The following is a 22,161-nucleotide window of genomic DNA, read 5'->3' as shown; positions in this document are numbered from 1 at the left end:
CTTGACGGCGCCGGCGACGTCTTCGATCGGCACGTTCGGGTCGACGCGATGTTGGTAGAGCAGATCGATGCGATCGGTTTTCAGGCGCGTAAGCGATGCCTCGACGACGGCACGAATGCGCTCGGGCCGGCTGTCCAGGCCCTGGCTCACGTCGCCGTCCTTGAAACCGAACTTGGTGGCGATCACCACCTGATCGCGAAACGGCGCCAGCGCCTCGCCGACGAGTTCTTCGTTAAAAAATGGCCCATAGGCTTCGGCGGTATCGAAGAACGTCACGCCCTGTTCGAAAGCGGCGCAGATCAGTTTGATGCCTGCGGATTTTTCAGTCGCGGGGCCATAGCCATAGCTCAAACCCATGCAGCCGAGGCCGATCTCCGAGGCCTCGAGACCGCTGCTTCCAAGTTTGCGATGTTGCATGTTCCTGCTCCTTTCGTCGGTTGTCGATTGATGTCAACGATCTTATGCTGTTGTGAATGGCTCAACAATCTGGCTAGAATTGCACAGGGTAGTGAGGGAAATTCATCTATGGCGCGCGCTGGTCTGTCCGAATTAACCGCTTTCGTTGCCATCGCCGACCAGCGAAGCTTTCGCGCGGCGGCGCGTATGCTGGGCGTTTCGCCGTCGGCGCTGAGTCATTCAATGCGGGGTCTGGCGGCTCGGCTGGCCGTGCGGCTGCTTAACCGCACGACGCGATCCGTCGCGCTCACGGAGGCGGGTGAGCAACTCCTGAGGCGGGTGCGGCCCGCCATCGCGGATCTGGAAGAGGCGGTGAATCAGGTCGCGTCGGAGCATGACCGGCCGTCGGGCTCGATCCGGATCAGTGCGTCGGAGGCGTCAGTGAGACCCCTGATCCGCCATGTTCTTCCCGGCTTCCTGGCCACGTATCCCGACATCCACGTCGAGTTCGTCGTGGACACGCGGCCGGTGGATATCGTGGCCGATGGTTTCGACGCGGGCATCCGCGTCTATAACGACGTGCCGCGCGATATGATCGCCGTCCGGTTCGGGGCCGACATGCGTTTCGCCGCGGTGGCATCGCCGGACTATCTTGCGCATCATGCGCCACCGAAAGCGCCACACGATCTGATGCAGCACCGCTGCATCCGCTTCCGCTTCGATAGCGGTGCGCTTTACCGGTGGGATCTCGAACATCGTGGCAAGAGCGCCAATGTTGATGTTGCTGGGCCGATGACGCTCGGCAATCTCAATCTGATGATCGAGGCGGCTCTGGCCGGTATCGGCATTGCCTGGGTTCCGGAAGATCACGTGGTGGAGCATCTGGCGGCGGGCCGGCTGGTCCATGTGCTGCCTGAATGGAGTCCGACCTTTCCTGGCCTGTGCCTCTATTACCCCGCGAACCGCCATCCGCCGACCGCGCTGCGATTGTTCGCGCAAGCGGTGCGCGACTGGGCAAACACGCGGTAAGCGCACCGGGATCCAGCAGGTTGATCGCCTGGGATCCCTGATTTCTATTTCGTCACAACGGCCCGCTTCGCTTACTTGCTCGCAGACTCGACGGGAAGCTCCGCGTCTCGCGCGCGTCGGCGTACGGTTCGCACCTTCCCGCTGCCTCCGCCGCCGCAGAAGAACTGATCGCCACCATCGGATTCAAGCCCCGACACGAATACACCAGGCGGCATCTCGAGACTCTCCAGGACTTCTCCCGTTTGTGGATCGACTCGCCGCAACTCGCTCGCGTCGTCTTCCCAGGTGCCGTGCCAGAGTTCCCCGTCGTTCCAGGTGACTCCGGTGACGAAGCGGTTGGATTCGATCGTGCGAAGAATCGCCCCTGTTTCGGGATCGACCTGAAGGATCTGCCGGTCGCGATGCCGTCCCACCCAGAGCGTCCCTTCAGCCCACGCGAGCCCTGAGTTACCGCCACCGCCGGGCGACGGGATCGTGGCGAGCACACGGCCGGTATCCGGATCGATCTTCTGGATGCGATCGTCGGCGATCTGAAACAGATACCGGCCGTCGAAGGCCGTCCCTGCCCGCGCGGCGACGTCGATCGAGCGCAGCATTTCTCCGCTCGCCGGATCGAAGGCGTTCAGCTTGTCTCCGGTAGCAATCCAGACGTGCTGGCCGTCATACGTGACCCCAGCCACCTGGTCGACGCCCGGAAAGGGTCCATATTCACGCACGATGTTGGCGGTTGATTTGTTCATCTTTCCATCCTAATCACTCGGGTAGGGGAGCGGGGAGTAACAAAGTCGTCGTGAATCCGGGCATGGGCGGCGTCATCCAACGTCGCGCCCGCCCGCGACCGAAGGACTGCACCTTGCCGGCTTCCGCCAGCGAGTCGAGTGCTCGTTGCATGGTGCGCTGGCTGGCATCCAGCGCAATCGCGAGCGCCGAGCTCGACCACGACTCACCGTCGGCGAGGAAGGCGAGCACCATCGCATGCGGCTCTTCGACCGGCCGCGCGAGCACGACGACCTCGCGCGCGCCGTGCGGCACCAGCTTGAAGCCTGGCTTCGTCGCGCTCACGCCGGCCAGTGGCCCAAGCAACGCGCGAAGCCGCCCGACTTCGACGCGTAGCCGCGCGCGATGCGATTCATCAGCGTGCTTCGTCCGAAATGTCCGCGCGATGAGTGCGTCCCTCGACACGTCTTCGGGCCACGCTTCGGCCAGTGCGCGTGCAAGCGCGAACAACACCGGACGCCTCGCGAGCGGGACCACGATGTTTGCTTCACGTACGACATAACGGCACGCGTCCACGACGAGCGCCTTCGATGCCAGTAACGCCTCAACCTCCTCAAGCAGAAGCGGCCGTTCTTCGCCATGCGTAATCAGACGCGCCGCGCAAGCGCAGTGTGCGCGGTTTTCGTCTGGAGGCGGCGCATCGCGATCCCGGCGACGACCAGTTCGTGGGCGGCTCTCTGCGCGGGTGGGAAGGGCGCGGGATCGAGTTGGGCGAGCAAACGCTCGGCTTCGTCGAGGCGCCCGATCAGGAGGAGGCGCCGGACTTCGAGATACCGCGCATGCGCGGCGTTGAGCCGGTCGCCGTGCGCTTCGAGCGTTGCCCGCGCGGCGTCGAGCGCCTTCGCGGGCCAGCCCAGATCGCGCGAGGCGAGCGCGATTTCGGCCTCGGCGACGATGCACCTCGCGCGGGCCACCGGCTGTTTCGGCCCGAAGGCGCGCGCCGCACTTCGCACGAGCGCTTTGGCACGAACGAGATCGCCGAGTTGCGCCATCGCGATGCCCCGCAGGGCGAGCGCAGGCGCGTCGTCACGCAAAGCGACCCGGTTCAGTGCGCCGAGCGGATCCCCCGCCGCGAGCGCCCGCGCTGCGGCCGTCACTAGCGAGTCCATGGTCGATTCGAATCCCGCCACACTTGTCACTCCCACCGTTCGGGTGCCCGTGACTAATCTAGCACGACCACCAACCCATTCGTCGCATCGACAACTGAACGAACGACGAAGGACCCCCCAAGGAGGGAAACATGACTACGACACATTCGACCGGGACACGTGAAGAGTGGCTAGCCGCGCGGCTCGAGCTGCTCAAGGCGGAGAAGGCGCTCACGCGGCAGAGCGACGCGCTGGTGCAGCAGCGGCAGGCGCTGCCCTGGGTGCGAATCGACAAGACGTACCGATTCGAAACCGATGCGGGCAGTGCCTCGCTGGCAGACCTCTTCAAAGGACGCTCACAGCTTCTCGTGTACCACTTCATGTTCGGGCCCGACTACAAGGCGGGGTGCCCGTCGTGCTCAGCGATCGCGGATGGGTTCGACGGCCTCGTCGTTCATCTGGCGAATCACGACGTCACACTTTCGGCTGTGTCGCGAGCGCCGCTCGACATGCTGCAGACGTACCAGCGCCGGATGGGGTGGACGTTCCCCTGGGCGTCCTCGTACGGAAGCGACTTCAACTTCGACTTCAACATCGCGTTTACCGAGGCGCAACAGCGTGAAGGGAGCATCGAATACAACTACGAGCGCGGCGGCCACGCGATGGACGAGGCGCAGGTCCCGGAGCCCGTCGTCCAGTTCGCGGCCACATGCGGAACCGACCCGGCGACGTACACGCGCGACCGGCCAGGCCTGAGCGCGTTCGTCCTCGAAGACGGCGTCGTCTATCACACCTATTCCACCTATGCGCGCGGCGTGGACGGCATCTGGGGCATGTATCAGTGGCTGGATCGCGCGCCGAAGGGACGCAACGAGACGGGCGTCTGGTGGAAGCGCCACGACGAGTACGAGACACGCTGAGTCAGGTCGTGGGTGACGTTAGCGCAACCGGGGGCCGGGAAATGTCAGGACGCTCGATCGACGCGCGAGTTTCCCAGCGGGCCTTCTTCGGCGTCTCGGCACTGCTCTTCACCGTCAGCGCGGCGGTGACGATCGCCGGCGCCGCATCCATGTCGGCAATGGGCGCAATGCCGATGCCCGGTGGCTGGACGATGTCGATGACGTGGATGCGGATGTGCGGGCAGACGTGGCCTGGCGTCGCGGCGTCGTTCCTCGGCATGTGGGTCGTGATGATGGTCGCGATGATGCTGCCCTCTCTCGTCCCCATGCTGTGGCGCTATCGCGATACGGTCGGCGGGATGGGCGAGACGCGCCTGGGCTGGCTGACGGTGATGGTGGGCGCGGCGTATTTCTTCGTGTGGACCGCGTTCGGCATGGCCGTATTTCCGCTGGGCGTTGCGTTGGCGGCGCTCGCGATGGAACTGCCGGCGTTGGCGCGCGCGGTTCCGCTCGCGATCGGTGTGATTGTGTTGATCGCCGGGGCGCTGCAGTTCACTGCGTGGAAGGCACGGCACCTTGCTTGCTGCCGCGAGGCGCCGGGGCGTTGCCTTACGTTGTGCGAGTTGCCTGCATTAGCGGCGTTGCCTGCGGACGCCGCCACGGCATGGCGGCATGGCTTGCGTCTCGGCCTCCACTGCAGCTACTGCTGTGCTGGGCTGACGACGATCCTTCTCGTTGCCGGTGTCATGGATTTACGCGTGATGGCGGTCGTGACGGCGGCTATCACCGTCGAACGTCTGGTCCCGCGCGGTGAGCGGGCGGCGCGCGTGATTGGCGCCGGTATCGTGGGCGCAGGGGTGTTGCTGATCGCGCGAGCAGTGGGCTTGGGTTGAGGCACTCTCCGCCAGAACACGGTCCACGCGATTCCACCAGGTTCCATCTGACGCCCCAAAGCCTTGGAGGCCTTGTCAAGTTGGCGAGCGTAGGCTACCTGTGTAGCGCAAGCATAGTTATCCTTAACAGATGACTTTCTCGACTGTGCCAGTAACAGTCCAACCACGCGATGTGGCGAGGCGGTCTCTGAGTATGGCGCGATGACATGCCGCGTTTACTTGAGCGAGCTCGGGAATATCAGTCTTCGCCGCCGCGACCTTTCCCCGTTTCTCTCTAGCGCGCTAGCTCAGCCCGATCACCGGCAAGGCCACGCCATGAATCGCGCGCGCCGCGTCGGAGGCCAGGAAGGCGATCACGCTGGCCAGGTCCTGCGGCTTCACCCATTTCTCCGGATCAGCCCCCGGCATCGCTGCGCGGTTTTCCGGCGTGTCGATGATGCTGGGCAGTACGCAGTTGACATTGATATGGCGCTCGCGCAGTTCGGCAGACAGGGTCTCCGTCAGCCGGATCACGCTGCTCTTGGCGGCAACGTAAGGCCCCATGTGCGCCACGCCTTTCAGCGCCGAATTGGCACCCACCGTGACGATGCGGCCGCTGCCGTGCGCCAGCATATGCGGCACCACGGCACTGACGATATGCAGCAGCGTGCGCACGTTGAGGTCGAACATCGCCTCCCAGTCTGCATCGGGCGTTTCATGCACGGATTTGCCCATGTCGAAGCCGCCCGCCAGGTGACACAGCACGTCGACGGGCCCCAGCGTGGACTGGGCGTGGTCGACCACCACCCGCGTGGCGTCACGGTCCAGAAGATTGACCGCGACCGGGAGTCGCTGCTCAGTCTGCGGGCCAAAAGCCGCATCCAGGCGATCCTGATGCCGGTCTAGCAGCAACAGCTTGTCGCCGGCATCGGCAAAGGCGCGCGCGACGGCGCGCCCCAGGTTGCCGGCCGCGCCGGTAATCAGCACGGTACGAGAAGACGAATTGGTCATATGCGTGGGAAAGGGGTAGGGCGGTGTTACTAGAATGGGCGAGGCACGGTGGGATTGCCACCCTCCAGGTTGAATTTCAGCGGCCAGGCCGGTGGACGCCGGCCATACGGCGGATAAATCAGGCGGCGTCCCGCTCCGCGAGGGCTTGCGCGTCCGCTTCGGTAAAACCGTAGCCGCCCGGGCGCAGCGCTGAATGGTCGCGCCTGGAATGGACCAGCGGGTAGAACATCTGCGCCGTCCAACGCTCAGACCCGAACAGCACGTCGTCCGGCAGGCCGATCTGCGCCGGATACTTGCGCGTAATGTGCGCCGTGCCGAACAGCACGTCCCAGAAGAACAGCAGGTTGCCGAAGTTGCCCTTGTAGTGGCCGATGCCATCTGCGTTTGTCATCGCGTGGTGGGCCCAGTGCGTGGCGGGTGTGGAGATGGTGCGCTCAAGGATCCACATCAGCGGGCGCAGCGCACGGATGCGATACAGCGGCGCGTCCCACGGCCACGCGCAATGCGAGCCGATGATCACGGTTACCTTGACCACCATGTACACGGCATAGACCTTGCCGAAGCCCAGGAACAGCAGCACGCCCGCGATCCAGAGGCCCGGCATCATCAGGTAGTAGAACAAGTTGTTGCGGTAGGTCATGCGTACGCTCATGTACGACGCGCTGTGGTGCGCCCGGTGCAGCGGCCACAGCAGCGCCCCGTGCGAGGCACGGTGCCACAAGTACTGCGTCAGATCATCGCCGACCAGCAGGATGGCCGTCATGGCCCACCACGGCAAGTTGGCCCATGCGTTGTGCTGGGTCGGCATCAGCCAGTGACACAACGCGTTGCCGCCCAATAGCCCCAGCGGCTGGGCAATCGCAATCAAATTGACGAACATCAGCACTTCCAGCACCGTGTCATTGGTGGTGGCGCGCACGCTGGCCTGGTAGCGTCGGCTGACGAACTCCATGCAGGCAAAGCCCAGAATGCAGGCGGTGATCAAAAGGTATTCCAACTGCGAGCTCATCTGCGGTGTCTCCTATCTGCTCTTTTGTGTGAGCGATCCTAGGAGTGCCGAAGCAATGCGTCCAATGCATAATGGACAATGTCTCAATGCTTATCGCGCAATGTCATGGACCTCCGCCGCCTCAGCCACGTCGTGGCACTCGCCGACACGCTCCACTTCGCCCTTGCTGCCGAAGCGGCACACCTGAGTCAGCCCGCGTTCAGCCGCAGTATTCAGGCCATTGAAAGCGAACTGGGCATCCGCCTGTTCGATCGTGGGGGCGGCGAGGTCCGCGCCACGCCGGCCGGCGAATTCGTCATCGAGCGGGCGCGCAAGCTGCTTTTTGAGGCGCGCTGTCTGCAGCGCGAGGTGGACCTGTACCGCGACAGCCAGCTGGGCGACACCGCGTTTGGCGTCGGGCCGCTGCTCTCGGCCTCGTTGATGCCGCGGGCCTTGGTCGAATTGCGGCAGCGCTATCCGAAAATCGCGCTGCGCATGGAGGGTGGCAACTCGATCCAGTTGCTGCAGCGCCTGCGCGCTGAAAACATCGAGTTTTTTGCCGCCGACGTACGCGACATGCCTAATGATGCGTCGCTGGACATCCAGTTGATCGGCGGGCAGCTTGGCCACCTGTACGCGCGCGCCGGGCATCCGCTGGTGGGGCACGCATGCACGCTGCGTGCGGCGTGGAACTACGGCATCGCCGCGCCGAAACTGCTCACTCCGACGAACGAGGAACTGGCCGCGTTGCTCGACCTACCGGCCGGCCAGGTGCCCGAGCTTGCGCTTGAATGCGACGACTACAGCGTGCTCAAGACCGTGGTGCTAGCCACCGATACCCTCCTGGCGGCAACCGATGCGGCGCTGGAAAGCGAGCTGGCATCCGGTGCGCTGGTGCGCCTGCAGGTGAAAAACTGGACGTCCGTGCCGTCCATTGCGGGCATCGTGCGCCTGCACGGCAGAACGCAATCGCCGATGGCGCGAGAGGTCATCGCCTGTATTGCGCGGGTGGCCAGCGAAATCAACGAATCGCCGATCGACGGGCTGACCGCGTCATAGATCCCGCTCTGCTAGATCCTCTCTGTTGCAGGAGACCCAGCGAACCGGGCCGTAGAAACAGCACGTCGCGACCGGCGCATTCAGCGTCTTATTTCAAAAGTGAAATTCGTATTTCGTTTTTGAGTCTTGCGTCGCGTCGTCTGGAAATAATTGTTCCGTTAAATCAATGATCTAGGCGTCATGCGCTGTCTTGGCCCGTTCCTTGCGATTCGCTGATCAGATAGCGGCAGCTTTGCTGCAGTCAGCTTTTTCAATCAGGAAATCCAGCGATGACTAATGACGGACAAAACGGAACGGAGGCGCGATACGTCGCGTCCCCGGGAGAGAGGAGCGGGGTGGAAGCCAACTCGGCGATAGACGATCGTCCCGAAAGTATGGCAAACATTGACCGGACCAACTGGGCCTGGGCAAACGGCAGATCGGGCTACGACTGGATGGATTCGCACTACCTCTTTACTGACGTAGCATAGACCTGCGATCGTCAGCAGTGCACATCCCATTCGCGCCCGACGGTCTCGCTCGTCTACATCACCCCTGATGACCTCGCGACCTGCCGGCGCATCGGGTCATTCGCAGCCATGCTGTGCAAGATGCGCACGGCATGGCTGCGCTCCCAGACCGCTTCGCCCTACCGACAATGAATAATCCTCCGATCAAATCCCTGCTGATAGCCAACCGCTCGGAGATCTCCATCCGCGTCATGCGTGCCGCCGCGGAGATGAACATCCGCACGATCGCCATCTATTCGAAGGAGGATCGCCTGGCGCTCCATCGCTTCAAGGCCGACGAGAGCTATCTGGTCGGCGAAGGAAAAAAGCCGCTTGCCGCCTATCTCGACATCGACGACATCCTGCGTATCGCGAGGCAGGCAAAGGTCGATGCGATTCACCCCGGCTATGGCTTTCTTTCCGAGAATCCCGACTTCGCGCAGGCGGTCATCGATGCCGGAATCCGCTGGATTGGCCCGTCGCCCGAGGTCATGCGCATGCTTGGCAACAAGGTGGCGGCACGCAATGCGGCTGTCGCGGCTGGTGTGCCAGTCATGCCGGCAAGCCCGCCATTGCTTCACGATCTGCAGGAGTGCATGCGCCTCGCCGCCGGAATCGGCTACCCGCTGATGCTCAAGGCGAGTTGGGGCGGGGGTGGAAGAGGGATGCGGGTTCTGGAGAGCGAGGGCGATCTCGAAGCCGCGCTCGCCGCAGCCCGGCGCGAAGCGCTGGCGGCATTCGGCAACGACGAGGTGTATGTGGAGAAGCTGGTGCGCAATGCGCGCCACGTCGAGGTGCAGGTTCTCGGTGATAGGCACGGCAATCTCGTGCATCTCCATGAGCGCGACTGCACGGTGCAGCGGCGCAACCAGAAAGTGGTGGAGCGCGCCCCCGCACCCTACCTCGATGACGCCGGCCGTGCGTCGCTCTGCGATTCGGCGCTGCGGTTGATGCGTGCAGTGGGGTACACCCATGCCGGCACGGTCGAGTTCCTGATGGATGCCGACTCCGGCCAGTTCTACTTCATCGAGGTGAACCCGCGCATCCAGGTCGAGCACACGGTCACCGAGATGATCACCGGGGTCGATATCGTCAAGGCGCAGATCCGTATCACGGATGGCGGCAGGATCGGCATGATCGAGGACACGCTCGACGAGAGCGGTGTCGTCAGCGTGCGCGCGGCGGGCGTGCCGGCGCAGCCGGACATTCCGCTCAACGGCCACGCGCTGCAATGCCGGATCACGACGGAGGATCCCGAGAACGGCTTCTTGCCGGACTACGGCAGGCTCACCGCTTACCGCAGCGCGGCGGGATTCGGCGTTCGCCTCGACGCCGGTACCGCCTATGGCGGCGCGGTGATCACGCCGTACTACGACTCGCTGCTGGTCAAGGTGACGACGTGGGCGCCGACCGCAGCCGAGTCGATCAGACGGATGGACCGGGCGCTGCGCGAGTTCCGGATTCGCGGTGTCGCGTCGAACCTGCAATTCCTCGAAAACCTCGTCAATCATCCCGCCTTCGGGCGAGGTGATGTCACGACGCGCTTCATCGACCTGACGCCGGAACTGCTCGCATTCACGAAGCGGCGTGACCGTGCGACCAAGCTGTTGCGCTATCTTGGCGAGGTCAGCGTCAACGGGCATACGGAGATGAGTGGCCGTTCGTTGCCTTCGTTGCCGATGTCGAGGCCGCTACTGCCGGCGCTCGACACCACGCTTGCGCTGCCACCGGGTACGCGCGACCGGTTGCGCGAGCTCGGACCAGAGAAGTTCGCGCGCTGGATGCTGGACCAGAAGCAGGTTCTGCTGACCGATACGACGATGCGCGACGCGCACCAGTCGTTATTTGCGACGCGCATGCGCACGGCCGACATGCTGCCGATCGCGCCGTTCTACGCTCGCGAACTCCCGCAGCTCTTTTCGATGGAATGCTGGGGCGGCGCGACTTTCGACGTGGCACTGCGCTTCCTCAAGGAGGACCCGTGGCAACGCCTTGCGCAGCTACGCGAGCGGGTGCCCAACATCCTGTTCCAGATGTTGCTGCGCGGCTCGAATGCAGTGGGCTATACGAACTACGCGGATAACGTCGTACGGTTCTTCGTCAGCCAGGCCGCGAGTGCCGGAGTCGACCTCTTCCGCGTCTTCGATTCGCTGAACTGGGTGCGCAACATGCGCGTGGCGATCGACGCAGTGCGCGAAAGCGGTGCGCTATGCGAAGGGGCGATCTGCTATACGGGCGATCTGTTCGACGGCTCGCGCTCGAAGTACAACCTCAACTATTACGTGGGCATTGCGCGCGAACTGCAAAATGCCGGCGTGCATATCCTGGGCATCAAGGACATGGCGGGTATCTGCCGTCCGCAGGCCGCCGCGGCGCTCGTGAAAGCGCTCAAGGAAGAAACCGGCTTGCCCGTGCACTTCCATACGCACGACACCAGCGGCATCTCGGCGGCTTCGGCGCTGGCCGCGATCGACGCCGGCTGCGATGCGGTGGACGGCGCGCTCGACGCGATGAGCGGCCTGACGTCGCAACCGAACCTGTCGAGCATCGCTGCAGCGCTCGCGGGCAGCGAGCGCGATCCGGGATTGAGCCTCGAGCGGTTGCACGAAGCGTCGATGTACTGGGAGGGCGTGCGTCGCTACTACGCGCCGTTCGAATCGGAGATACGGGCGGGCACCGCCGATGTCTATCGGCATGAGATGCCAGGCGGCCAGTACACGAACCTGCGTGAGCAGGCGCGCTCGCTCGGTATCGAACATCGCTGGACCGAGGTGTCGCGTGCGTACGCCGACGTCAACCGGATGTTCGGCGACATCGTCAAGGTGACGCCGACCTCCAAGGTGGTCGGTGACATGGCACTGATGATGGTGGCCAACGACCTGAGCGCCGCCGACGTGTGTGATCCCGCCAAGGAAGTCGCGTTTCCCGAGTCCGTTGTCTCGCTGTTCAAGGGGGAGCTCGGTTTCCCGCCCGACGGCTTTCCGGTGGAACTGTCACGCAAGGTGCTGAGGGGCGAGCCGCCTGCGCCTTACCGGCCAGGCGACGCGCTTGCGGCGGTCGATCTGGAAGCGGCGCGTTCGCAGGGCAAGGCTCTATGCGAACAGGCACTGGACGACCAGCAACTGGCTTCCTACCTCATGTACCCGAAGCAGACAGGCGATTACTTCGCGCACCTGCGCGCCTATAGCGACACGTCGGTGCTGCCGACGCCGGCTTTCCTCTATGGATTGCAGCCGCAGGAGGAAGTGGCGATCGACATTGCGCCGGGCAAAACCTTGCTCGTCGCCCTGCAAGGGAAGCACGCCGACACTGAGTCCGGCATGATCAAGGTTCAGTTCGAGTTGAACGGACAATCGCGCACGGCCTTGATCGAGCAGCGCACTACTGCACAGGCGGGGACGGCGCGGCACAGCCGCCCGGTGGCCGATCCCTCGAATCCGCTGCATGTCGCGGCTCCCACGCCGGGTTCGATCGTGACCGTTGCGGTACAGCCGGGACAGCGGGTCGCAGCCGGTACTACGCTCGTCGCATTGGAAGCAATGAAAATGGAAACCCACATTGCGGCGGAGCGCGACTGTGAGATTGCCGCCGTGCATGTCCGGGCGGGTGACCGTGTGGGCGCAAAGGATCTCCTGATCGAGTTGAAGGGCGAGGGCTGATCAACGAGGAGGGACAGGTGCGCACCGCATTCATGCGGTGCGCAGTTGAAAAATCAGCGAGGCTGGACGGCGACAATGATCTCGTCCAGTCGCCGCTCGCCTCAACCTCAGTTAGCAGAGCGGGGGCGTTTGCGCTGGCAACGATGTCACTGAAGACCCGGTTCGCCAGCGTCACGATAGCGGCTGGGCATGTGCGACGTGTCAGTCTGGAGAGGTCGCAATGCATGCAAACGGAACCTGCGTTGCACGCGGCGAATACGCAATGCACCGATTGCGTGCGCGAACCTGCCGTAACTCCAAGCTATATCATAAGGATAGCTGACTATGCTAATGGTCAGATGAATAGCCTGTACCCTCGACACTGACTACCAGTGATCTCCTTTCGGCATCGCGCGGTGTGACGAAATCCGCTTCGAAGGCTGCGCATACAACATTCGCGTTCACGCGGTGGCTGCTACAGGGCGCCATGACCTCCTGCGGTTTGAGTGCGGTTTCTATGTTCAAGTTTTGACATGCCTCTGCCGTAAACCGGTTTGGATTCCTTTCGATGAGCATGTAAAAATGAAAATTAAGCTGAAGCTTCAGATGTTGATGGGGGTAACCCTTATTGCAATCGGGGGGAGCATCGCCGTGACCGTGATTGGATTCAACTCGATCCACAGTGGGGCGGCCGCATGGCAAGCGGGAGAGAGTGAAATTCGCGGTCTAACCGAGATCAAGGCCAGCGCGATGTCGACGATCGAGCTCGACCCGACCGCAGGCGATACGAAGAAAGTGTTCGCAGACGCGGAGCAGAACATCAGTCATTGGTCGGCCATCGTGGGGCCACAATTCTCGGCGCCGGAGACACGGCAGAAGCTCCAGGCAATCGAGTCTGCGTGGAACACCTATGACCAGAAGTCTCATCAGGCAATTGATCTCGCTGTTCACGACGCAAAGGCGGCGAATGATCAGGTTACGTCAATCTATCATTCGGATTTTCAACCATTTCAGACTTCGCTCGAGCAGTTCGTGGCGCAGACCGACGCGCAGGCGGCGGTCGCAGGCGCAGCGGCCAAACAAGCCAGTGCCAGTGTATTCAGGACTGTCATCGCCGTGATGGTGGCAACGCTGGTGCTCGTGTTCGGATGGATTCTTGCGCTCTCCCGTTCGATCCAACAGGCGTTGGGGCGTATTCAGGCTACGCTGCAAGAGGCAAGTCATTCGCTTGACCTGAGCAAACGGGTTCCGGTTCAGAACATGGACGAAGTCGGCATTGCCGCGACTGCCTTCAATCACCTCATGGATCGGGTTGTCGAGGTGATGACTACCGTACGAGAGTCGACGGAATCGGTCGGCGTCGCTTCGAAGCAGATTGCCGCTGGCAACATCGATCTCTCGTCGCGCACAGAGGAGCAGGCGGCCTCGCTGGAACAAACTGCGGCGAGTATGGAGGAGTTGACGGGAACGGTGCGTCAGAATGCCGAGAACGCACGTCAGGCGAGCGGGTTAGCCAGGAGCGCGTCTGAGATCGCGGGGCGGGGCAATCAGGTGGTGTCGAACGTGGTCAGCACAATGGGCGAGATCAAGGAGAGTTCGTCGAAGATTGCTGAAATCATCAGCCTGATCGAGGGAATCGCCTTCCAGACCAATATTCTCGCGTTGAATGCTGCGGTTGAAGCTGCGCGGGCCGGCGAGCAGGGGCGCGGTTTTGCGGTCGTCGCGGGTGAGGTGCGCGCGTTGGCGCAGCGTGCGTCGGCCGCAGCGAAGGAAATCAAGGTTTTGATCGACACCTCAGTTGCTCGGGTTGGCGTAGGCACGCAGCTTGTCGACCAGGCGGGCGTAACAATGGGCGAGATTATCTCAGCGGTATCGCGTGTCACGGACATCATGGGTGAGATAGCTGCGGCATCGGACGAGCAAAGCAAGGGTATCGACCAGGTCGGCCAGGCGGTCACGCAGATGGACGAGGTGACGCAACAAAACGCCGCGCTGGTGGAGCAGGCTGCTGCGGCAGCCCAGTCGCTGGATGATCAGGCAGCGAAATTGAAGGCAGCTGTCGGTACGTTCAAGATGCAGGCTCGCCACGGCGCGGTCGAGGCGCGGCCGCCGCTCCTGCATGCGGGTGGTGCTCAGGTGGAGCCTGCTATCAAGCGGGTGCGTAGTCAGACACCTGCCTTAAGGCCAGTTGCTCCTGACACTGAAGCCGCAACGACCCACGGTGCAAACGGCGGTGGGGACTGGACGCAGTTCTAGAAGGGGCGGTACGTCCGATTCACGGTCCTTTCGCAATTGCTAACTATTCAGGAGGCGGGGGAATGTCAGTCGCCCGCAGTCTGCGAGGCGCAACTGACAGCGAAAGGACTTGTATTGCAGTCTGAAGTCGATACCGGTGCGACCGCAGTCTGGAGTACTGCCCTGTCCGCTTGATCAAGCATCCCGTCTATGGCCGAACATCTACTTCGGACTCCCTATTTGCGCCACCGCCCGCGCCCGCACCTACGTACAACGTGAACATTTGCGCCAACGCATCGGTCATTGCCGGCGCGTCGAGTTTCAGCGGACCCGGGTCGTTCAACGCCGCGTTGACCATTGTGCCGATCACAATCTGAAACGCTATCTGCAGACGCGGCAGTGCATCACTCCGTCCGCACAGTTCTGGGAAGCGCGCCACGCGAGGTGCGAAGTCTTCCACAAAGCCCCGCCCAAATTCTCTGAAAGGCTCCCAGCTGCCGGGCGTATGGTCGCGCCGCTGAATCGACGCACGTATCACGCCACGATGAGACAGATGCCAGGCGCGTATGGCCTCCACGACCACCCACGCGCACTCCATCAGCGCAACCGGCGCATCGGCTTTGGAGTCCAGGCGCGAGTCTAGCGTTTGCTTGACGCGCGCCGCGTCGTCAAGGGCGAGACGCTGAAGTGCCAGAAAAAACGCGTCCTTGCTTTCGAAACGCCGATAGAACGCGCCCGTAGTCAGGTTGGCTTCCTTGCACAACTCGCTGACGCTCAACCCCTCGTAGCTGATCCGTTGGAGCAGCGTTCGCCCCGATTCCAGCAGTGCGTCGGCGGAACGCTGCCCGCTCCGGTAGCGCGGCGCATCTACAGCGTCGGTCCGGCCGGGGCCATACGCGCGAATGGCGCGCCGCGCTTTATGCCCCCGGCAACGGAGGTTCCCTCGAAATCCCGGCTTCCATGAGGTCGTGTGTGGACTCGGATACGCCCCCCGCTTGTGAGGGTGTTGTTCGAGGCATCACGCTGTATCTCAAGGGTCGGCACCCTTCGGAGTACAGGACGTTGACGCAGGTGGAGAAATAAATGGGTAGCCGGGAAAGGTCGTTGCGCATACTGGCTGAGAAGTGGTTCGGGCCTGATTCGGCGAAGCATGCTCGCGTGACATTCGACCGGCTCTCTTCAGTGTTCATCTCGAACACCAACCATGAAGAGAATCAGCCGGCTCACCTGACGCTGAAAGATCCTTCGGTGCCGGTGAACGTGAACTGGCAGACCTATGCGGGTCCGGAATCGCGCTACTGCCCGGCTGCGGTGTATGAGTTCGTGAAGAACGATGATGGCAGCGAGCGGCTGGTGATCAACGCGCAAAACTGCGTGCACTGCAAGACCTGCGATATCAAGGACCCGACGCAGAATATCGTCTGGGTGACGCCCGAAGGCGGCGGCGGTCCTAACTATCCGAATATGTAGCGGTGGTCGACCACATCGACTGCCTGATAGAGGCTACAGCGCGTTGCGCGGACTCTGCGTGAGATCGGCGTTCGACGCGAGCACCAGCCTGGCATTCGCGGTGGCGGCCCGGGCTTCAGTCGCGATCTGCGAACTGACGAGCGGGCGGCGGTGAGCGCCGCGCCCGCTTCGTGGCGATGACAATCAGTCTGTCACACCGCCATAATTGCGTTGTCCCCGCAGACGCATGGCGATACGGCCGAACGCGCGCCATTGCTGGGCGATCAACCCGTCGCCATAGGAACGCCCTGCGCCGTGCGGCGGGGGCAACTGGTCACGAATGCCGGTCGGCTCGACGGTAGGGTTCCACGACGCGGTCCTGAACATCATGTCCCACCACGGAAACAGCACGCCGAAGTTACAGCCGTAGCGCGTGCCTTCATGGCCGTAGCCGACTGCATGATGACGCCGATGAAAAATCGGGCTCACGATAACGCGTTCGAGCAACCATCCATACGGCAGCCGCGCGTTCACGTGCTGCACGCTTTGCATGAAGTTGCCGACCGCTACCAGCACGACGAACTGCGTCGGCTGCACGCCGATGAACAGCGAAATCGCGGCGAAGAACGCGGCCTGAATGATGTCGTCGAGAAAGTGATTGCGGTCGTCGTTCCACAACGACATCTGCTGCTGGCTGTGGTGCACGGCGTGCAGTTCCCACCACACCCCGAAGCGGTGCTGCCAGCGGTGATACCAGTACCCGAAGAAATCGAGCACGATCAGATAGATGAGGAACGACACAACCGGCTGATCGGTGACCCCCGGCCACAGCCCGTCGATGTCGATGTTCGGCACGTCGTAGATCGCCATCAGGCTCTGCCAGTGATCGAACAGCGGCTGCAGCATGAAGAAGAACGCGATATTGATAATGCCGAGCTTGGCGATCCACGTGTAGATCACATCGGCTCGCAGCGCCTTGCGATCGGACCACGCCTCGATAGGCCGCAGCGCTTCCAGCGGTCGCAAGGCGATATACGTGATCAATATTTCCAGTACGCCGATGATCACCCAATAGAGTGCGTCGTAGGTGTCCTCGTCGTAGCCCATCAGGCCGAAGCGATAGAACAACGGCTGTACCACGTCGACGTACAGGAGTGTCTGTAACGCCGAGATGCCATTGTCGAGTTGCGCGACGATTTCGTGGATCATCGAAAGCCTCTTGAAATTGCGGGTGCTGTCATCGAAACGAAAGCCTGTTCAGTCCGGATTGGGTGCATACACGGGCGCACGGTTGGCAAAATACAAACCGTGCGGTGAGCGTCCGACCGCGATTGTGTCGATAAGTTTGTGCGTCGTCAGATCAATGATGCCGACATGCTTTGAGAAACGGAATGTGACCCACAGATAGCGACGATCCGCGGACAGTTCCATGTCGTCAGGGCCAGGCAGAAGTCCGGTGATGTCGGCGGTCTTCGTCAGCGTGTTGTAATCGAGAATGCTGATCGTGCTTTCCACGCGGTTCGTGAGCGCCACGTGCTGGCCGTCGTCGAGGTTGCGGAAGTTGTGCGCGCCGCGCCCGGTCTGGATTTTTTTCACGACTTGTTGCTTGTGCCAATCGACCACGGCGACGTCGTCTTCGCCCGTCATGCCGATCAACAGATAGCGGTCGCCCGGCGTCATCCAGAGACCGGCAGGCGTATTGCCGACATGCAGTTTCCACAGCACCGCCTGCGTCGCCAGATCGATCGCGGCCACTTCGCCCGTGTCTTGCAGCGTGACGAATACGGTCTTGCGATCTGACGAGAACGTCATGTGACTCGGCGTCTTCGAGAGCGGGACACGTTTGGCGAGCGTCATGTTCTGGCCGTCGTAGTGATACACGTCGACGCGATCCAACCGCAGGCCTGCCGTCACGAACCATTTGTGATCGGGCGAGAAGCCGAGCTGATAGGGGTCTTCAATATCCTCGACCTTGCGTTGCACCTTCCCGGTGTGCGGATCGAGAAACATCAGATCGTTCGAGATCGAATCCGCCACGATGAGCGAGTGACCGTCGGGCGTAATCATCAGGTGATGCGGTTCCTTACCGGTCGGCTCCGTGCCGATGACCTTATGGGTAGCGGGATCGATCAGCGTCAGTTGGGCTTCGCCGGAATCGAGCACGATCACGTTGTCGGCGGCTTGCGCCGGCATCGCGATGGTGAGCGCGCAATAAGTAAGCGCAGCAAGCGCGCCGGTTTTTTTAATCGAAACGAGTGAAATTGGCATCTGAACGATAGACGGGCAGGGAAAACAATTTGGGGAAGCATCAAGGCGGCGTGCGCAAGGAGATTCAGCGCACGTAGGCCGCGCTCAAACCGTTAATGCTGTATGACTGCTGCTGTATCGGTGCGTTAACGCGCCAGATTGCTTTGTCGATGACACGCGACGCTTTGTTATTTATATGAAGGGTTCGGCGATGCTGAGGCCTTGTCAGCGGGAAAGAGCGAAAGGGCGCGGCTGACAGCAGCGCGCGCCCTTGAATTGATGCTAACCGCCTGATTCCTGTACTCGCGTAAACGTTCAGTCGAAATCGAACATGTCGAACAGCGAGCGCTTTTTCTTGTGTCCCCGATAATCGGTTCGGTGATTGTCATGCGTGCGGTTGTTGTCATAAGCATGATCGCGATGCCGGTCCCTATCCGGGTGGTCGTTCCGGCTCATGCGTGCGCTAGCGTTCGCCGGTGTGACTTCGTGCAAGCCTGTCGAACCGCGCTTTTATGCGCGGCCGTCACACCGGCGCTTTTTGGCTCGCGCCAACCATCTGCTTCGATTTCGCCCGGCGCACGAGCATGTTCAGTGCCTCGACAAACGCGGAGAACGCCATGGCCGTGTAGATGTAACCCTTCGGCACGTGCGATCCGAAGCCTTCTGCGATGAGCGTCATGCCGATCACGAGCAGGAAGCCGAGCGCCAGCATGACGATGGTCGGGTTGCGATCAATGAAGCGCGACAGCGGGTGAGCGGCAAACAGCATCACCGTGACCGCAGCAATCACTGCAACGAACATGATCGGCATGTGCTCGGTCATCCCGACCGCGGTGATGATGCTGTCGACCGAGAACACGATATCGAGCACCAGGATTTGTCCAATCGCCGCCATTGCGGTCAACTGCACGGTCGTGTTCGCCTTGTCGCGCACTTCTTCCGAATGGACCACGTGGTGGTGAATTTCACTGGTCGCCTTCCAGACGAGGAACAGGCCGCCACCGAGCAGGATCAGGTCACGCCATGAAAACGCGTGGCCAAGGAGCGTCACAGCGGGCGCGGTCAATTGCGCGATCCACGCGACGGTGCCGAGCAGGGCTAGCCGCAGCACGAGCGCGAGCATGATGCCGATGCGCTGCACGCGAGCGCGCTGGGCTTGCGGCAGCTTGTTGCTGACGATCGAGATGAAGATCAGGTTGTCGATGCCGAGAACGATTTCCATCACGACCAGCGTGAGCAGCGCAGCCCATGCGGCGGGGTCGGCAACGAGTACGAGTAGAGCGTCCATGGGTTCCGTAAGCGAATGAAGATGGGTAACGTTGGTCTGCCGCTATCATCGCCGTCTTCATGGTTCGGATAAATCAGTGATAGTCTGAGCGACATATCGTTTTTTTCGAAGTATCGCCAGATGCTCAACTACCGCCATCTCTACTATTTCTGGATCGTCGTGAAGGAGGGCGGCTTCGCGCGCGCGGCTGAGCGCCTCGACATGGCCGTTCAGACGATCAGCGCGCAGGTGCGCGAGCTGGAAAAATCGATCGGGCGTCAGTTGCTGAAGCCGGCAGGGCGCGGCGTCACGATGACTGAAGCCGGCGAGACGGCATTCAATCGCGCGGAACAGATTTTTCAGATCGGCGAGGCGCTGCTCGACGAGATGCGCGAGGCGGGCAGCGAACGTGTTGCGCGGCTTGCCGTGGGTCTCTCCGACGGCATCTCAAAGCTCGCCGCGCATGCGCTGCTGGCGCCGGTCCTCGATACGCCGTCGCTCAGGCTCCTATGTCATGAGGGTGAGCATGCGCAGTTGTTGTCCGAACTCGCGCTCCATCGGCTCGATCTCGTCCTGGCGTGCCAGCCGGCGCCGCACAACGCGGACCTGCGTGTCGTGAGCCAGCGCCTCATCGGTTCGCCCGTCGACTGGTATGGCCCCGCGGAGATCATTAGCAAGTCCGCCCGTGCGGGCTTTCCGCAGTGCCTGGCCGATCTGCCCGTCCTCCTGCCCACCGGGCACGGCGCGTTGCGCGCGCGCCTCGACCGGTGGTTCGAAGCCCTGGGACTCCGGCCGCGGATCGTCGGGGAATTCGAAGACAGCGCGCTGATGGCGGTGTTCGCCGCGCACGGTCTCGGCGTGTTTCCGCTCGCGGAACTGGGCGCGGAGGACGTGGCGCTGCTGCGAGGACTGCGCTGGCTCGGCCGGGCGGAAGGCGTGGTTGAAGAGATTCACGCGATCCGCTCGCGGCGCGGGCAACATCATGCGCTCGCGTCTCAGGTGGTCGCTGCCGTTCGTGCGTGAGTAAGCGGTGCGCCCGGCAGCGGGATGGTCCGGCTTGCGCTCTGGTCCGGCTTCGGTCCCCACGCGTTGAACACGGCAGCGAGCAAGGCAATTTCGCCTTCCGCCAGATAGTCGTCCGCGATCGTGACGGCGATGCACAGGCGAATCACCTTGCGGCGTAACGCGGGGTCGTCGATCTCGGCGATCAACGCGTCGAGCAGGGCCGCATCGAGTTGGCCGACCGGTGGCGCGAACGGCGTGTGCGCGACCGATTGATTCTCACACAGCGTTCGGCGCGATGCAAAATACCCTATCGGATAAGATACGGCTCGCCGCAATTTTCCGAATAAAAGGAGTGTTTTCAGTGATTCAACCGAGCAACGTGTTCAAGGACAACCTCGCCCAACTGCCCGCCATTGACGGTATCGAACGTATCGACCTGGTCGACGGCAAGGGCGCCGTGGTGGCCAGCATCGAGAACAAGCTGGGCAAGCAGGGCTCGCTGGCGGTGTACCACTATCTGCAGCAGACCTTCGGCACGCTGGACGTCAAGGCGGCCGAACACGGCCTCGCGGTGTTCGCCGAGCATACGGCCGACGCGCGCAACCGTCCGGGTGCGCACCCGAACGTCGACCATTTGCTCGCGATTGTGGCCGGTGGGGAAGCGTTGCGCATCGACGTCATCGCGGCGGGCTGAAGCGCGCCGTCGTTGCGCTGGGCGGCGTGGACCGCTTGATGCCGGTCCGCGCCGAAACCCGTACCGGTTCACCTTCGCGTCCCTGCCTACGAATGACTACCTGAATCGTCAGCGGCAAGAATAAAGTCAACGAACGTCCGGAGCGGAGCCGGCATATGGGTTCGGCTCGGGTAGTACAGAAACGGTCCAGTGAAGGATTGCCACCACCCCTCCAGCACCGGTACGAGCGCGCCTCGCTCGATTGCCGGCCGCAGAAACTCATCGAACGTATAGACAATCCCCAGTCCTTCAATGGCCGCGCCTCTTTGCAGTTCGATCACGGAGGCGATCATCGGTCCGTTTGGCTCGACTCGCACGATCTCGTCGCCCCGTTCGAATTCCCACGTCGCGAGCACGCCGCTGTCGAAGCGTTGTCCGATACACGCGTGGTTCAGCAGTTCGCCCGGATGTTGCGGTACGCCACGGGCCGCGAGGTAGGACGGCGAGGCCGCGGCGACGAAATGTTGAACGCGCGGGCCGATTGGCACCGCGATCATGTCGCGCTCGAGGCGTTCGTCGTAGCGGATGCCGGCATCGAAGCCCGCCGCGAGGATATCGATGAACGTGTCGTTGGTCCCGACGTCCACGGTGATACCCGGGTGAGCGGCAAGGAAGCGGGAGAGGAGAGCGGGCAGGATTTCTCTTGCCGCGATCGACGGAACGTTCAATCTGAGCGTCCCAGTGGGGCTCTCACGAAAGAGGTTCACCGCATCCAGCGCGATGGTGATTTCCCCGAATGCCGGCGCGAGCCGCTCGAAAAGACGCTGCCCCGCTTCCGTTGGCGTGACGCTGCGCGTTGTGCGGTTGAGCAGTCTGACGCCGAGCTGCTGTTCGAGTCGTCGAACCGCTTCACTCAGCGATGAAGCCGACACGCCGCCGGTTAGCGCAGCATGGCGGAATCCGCGTGCCCGCGTGACAGCGACAAATGCTTTCAAATCGGAAAGGTCGGGTTCCTGCATTGTTCGCTTTCCCGCACGGGT

Annotated in this window: 19 protein-coding genes and 2 pseudogenes; 9 read left to right on the top strand and 12 right to left on the bottom strand. The window is 62.5% G+C overall.

What is annotated here, in order from left to right:
• A partial coding sequence (locus GNZ12_RS10680; RefSeq protein ID WP_172310312.1) for an aldo/keto reductase occupies positions 1-417 on the bottom strand: 417 nt, incomplete at its 3' end.
• 108 nt (positions 418-525) lie between these two features.
• On the opposite strand from GNZ12_RS10680, the gene GNZ12_RS10675 reads away from it, so the two are divergent.
• A complete protein-coding gene (locus GNZ12_RS10675; protein ID WP_172310311.1) occupies positions 526-1,425 on the top strand; it encodes a LysR family transcriptional regulator in 900 nt (299 codons plus the stop codon).
• 71 nt (positions 1,426-1,496) lie between these two features.
• Here GNZ12_RS10675 and GNZ12_RS10670 read toward each other — a convergent pair whose 3' ends face one another.
• Entirely contained in the window at positions 1,497-2,165 is a 669-nt protein-coding gene (locus GNZ12_RS10670) for a glutaminyl-peptide cyclotransferase (protein ID WP_172310310.1), read from the bottom strand.
• A gap of 13 nt (positions 2,166-2,178) precedes the next feature.
• Positions 2,179-3,311 (bottom strand): annotated as a pseudogene (locus GNZ12_RS10665) (helix-turn-helix domain-containing protein).
• 131 nt (positions 3,312-3,442) lie between these two features.
• On the opposite strand from GNZ12_RS10665, the gene GNZ12_RS10660 reads away from it, so the two are divergent.
• Both GNZ12_RS10660 and GNZ12_RS10655 read left to right on the top strand, forming a co-directional pair.
• On the top strand, positions 3,443-4,210 hold the full coding sequence (locus tag GNZ12_RS10660) for a DUF899 domain-containing protein (protein ID WP_172310309.1): 768 nt from the start codon (positions 3,443-3,445) through the stop codon (positions 4,208-4,210).
• Positions 4,211-4,251: 41 nt separating this feature from the next.
• Positions 4,252-5,082: a DUF2182 domain-containing protein gene (locus tag GNZ12_RS10655; protein WP_172310308.1), complete on the top strand. Its 831-nt coding sequence runs from the start codon at positions 4,252-4,254 to the stop codon at positions 5,080-5,082.
• A 282-nt stretch (positions 5,083-5,364) separates the two neighbouring features.
• Here GNZ12_RS10655 and GNZ12_RS10650 read toward each other — a convergent pair whose 3' ends face one another.
• Together GNZ12_RS10650 and GNZ12_RS10645 are read right to left on the bottom strand one after the other, a co-directional pair.
• On the bottom strand, positions 5,365-6,072 hold the full coding sequence (locus tag GNZ12_RS10650; protein ID WP_172310307.1) for an SDR family NAD(P)-dependent oxidoreductase: 708 nt from the start codon (positions 6,070-6,072) through the stop codon (positions 5,365-5,367).
• Positions 6,073-6,190: 118 nt separating this feature from the next.
• Positions 6,191-7,081, bottom strand: coding sequence for a sterol desaturase family protein (locus GNZ12_RS10645; RefSeq protein ID WP_172310306.1), 891 nt, complete (start codon positions 7,079-7,081; stop codon positions 6,191-6,193).
• Positions 7,082-7,186: 105 nt separating this feature from the next.
• On the opposite strand from GNZ12_RS10645, the gene GNZ12_RS10640 reads away from it, so the two are divergent.
• The 3 genes from GNZ12_RS10640 (at position 7,187) to GNZ12_RS45265 (ending at position 14,501) form a co-directional block, all read left to right on the top strand.
• The gene (locus tag GNZ12_RS10640; protein WP_172310305.1) at positions 7,187-8,119 is read left to right on the top strand and encodes a LysR family transcriptional regulator; all 933 of its coding nucleotides are present in this window, start codon (positions 7,187-7,189) and stop codon (positions 8,117-8,119) included.
• Positions 8,120-8,756: 637 nt separating this feature from the next.
• On the top strand, positions 8,757-12,266 hold the full coding sequence (locus GNZ12_RS10635; protein ID WP_172310304.1) for a pyruvate carboxylase: 3,510 nt from the start codon (positions 8,757-8,759) through the stop codon (positions 12,264-12,266).
• Positions 12,267-12,713: 447 nt separating this feature from the next.
• Complete coding sequence (locus GNZ12_RS45265) at positions 12,714-14,501, top strand: methyl-accepting chemotaxis protein (protein WP_328805980.1); 1,788 nt, start codon at positions 12,714-12,716, stop codon at positions 14,499-14,501.
• Between the two features lie 187 nt (positions 14,502-14,688).
• Here GNZ12_RS45265 and GNZ12_RS10625 read toward each other — a convergent pair whose 3' ends face one another.
• On the bottom strand, positions 14,689-15,303 hold the full coding sequence (locus GNZ12_RS10625) for a TetR/AcrR family transcriptional regulator (protein ID WP_268959022.1): 615 nt from the start codon (positions 15,301-15,303) through the stop codon (positions 14,689-14,691).
• A gap of 332 nt (positions 15,304-15,635) precedes the next feature.
• On the opposite strand from GNZ12_RS10625, the pseudogene GNZ12_RS10620 reads away from it, so the two are divergent.
• Positions 15,636-15,950: pseudogene (locus tag GNZ12_RS10620) on the top strand (4Fe-4S dicluster domain-containing protein); the annotation flags it as partial.
• 183 nt (positions 15,951-16,133) lie between these two features.
• On the opposite strand, the gene GNZ12_RS10615 reads toward GNZ12_RS10620, so the two are convergent.
• The 4 genes from GNZ12_RS10615 to GNZ12_RS10600 all read right to left on the bottom strand — a co-directional run bounded on the left by GNZ12_RS10615 (position 16,134) and on the right by GNZ12_RS10600 (position 19,464).
• Positions 16,134-17,138 (bottom strand): sterol desaturase family protein, encoded by a 1,005-nt coding sequence (locus GNZ12_RS10615; RefSeq protein ID WP_172310303.1) that lies wholly within the window; start codon positions 17,136-17,138, stop codon positions 16,134-16,136.
• Positions 17,139-17,186: 48 nt separating this feature from the next.
• The gene (locus tag GNZ12_RS10610; RefSeq protein ID WP_172310302.1) at positions 17,187-18,197 is read right to left on the bottom strand and encodes a YVTN family beta-propeller repeat protein; all 1,011 of its coding nucleotides are present in this window, start codon (positions 18,195-18,197) and stop codon (positions 17,187-17,189) included.
• Between the two features lie 294 nt (positions 18,198-18,491).
• Positions 18,492-18,632 (bottom strand): hypothetical protein, encoded by a 141-nt coding sequence (locus tag GNZ12_RS10605; protein ID WP_172310301.1) that lies wholly within the window; start codon positions 18,630-18,632, stop codon positions 18,492-18,494.
• A 67-nt stretch (positions 18,633-18,699) separates the two neighbouring features.
• Positions 18,700-19,464, bottom strand: a complete 765-nt coding sequence (locus GNZ12_RS10600) for a TerC family protein (protein WP_172310300.1) — start codon at positions 19,462-19,464, stop codon at positions 18,700-18,702.
• Positions 19,465-19,584: 120 nt separating this feature from the next.
• Here GNZ12_RS10600 and GNZ12_RS10595 point away from each other — a divergent pair, with 120 nt between their 5' ends.
• On the top strand, positions 19,585-20,466 hold the full coding sequence (locus GNZ12_RS10595; RefSeq protein ID WP_172310299.1) for a LysR family transcriptional regulator: 882 nt from the start codon (positions 19,585-19,587) through the stop codon (positions 20,464-20,466).
• Here GNZ12_RS10595 and GNZ12_RS44275 read toward each other — a convergent pair.
• Positions 20,439-20,783 carry a hypothetical protein gene (locus GNZ12_RS44275; protein WP_235993675.1) on the bottom strand — a complete coding sequence of 115 codons (345 nt, stop codon included), beginning with the start codon at positions 20,781-20,783 and terminating at the stop codon, positions 20,439-20,441. The genes GNZ12_RS10595 and GNZ12_RS44275 overlap by 28 nt on opposite strands.
• A 26-nt stretch (positions 20,784-20,809) precedes the next feature.
• Between GNZ12_RS44275 and GNZ12_RS10585 the strand changes: the two genes are divergently transcribed.
• Positions 20,810-21,142, top strand: coding sequence for a DUF2322 family protein (locus tag GNZ12_RS10585; protein WP_172310298.1), 333 nt, complete (start codon positions 20,810-20,812; stop codon positions 21,140-21,142).
• Between the two features lie 86 nt (positions 21,143-21,228).
• Here GNZ12_RS10585 and GNZ12_RS10580 read toward each other — a convergent pair whose 3' ends face one another.
• On the bottom strand, positions 21,229-22,140 hold the full coding sequence (locus GNZ12_RS10580; protein ID WP_172310297.1) for a LysR family transcriptional regulator: 912 nt from the start codon (positions 22,138-22,140) through the stop codon (positions 21,229-21,231).
• Positions 22,141-22,161 lie beyond the last annotated feature (21 nt).

The sequence above is a fragment of the Paraburkholderia solitsugae genome, assembly GCF_013177695.1.
GTDB lineage: Bacteria > Pseudomonadota > Gammaproteobacteria > Burkholderiales > Burkholderiaceae > Paraburkholderia > Paraburkholderia solitsugae.
This window is presented reverse-complemented; position numbering and strand designations above follow the sequence as displayed.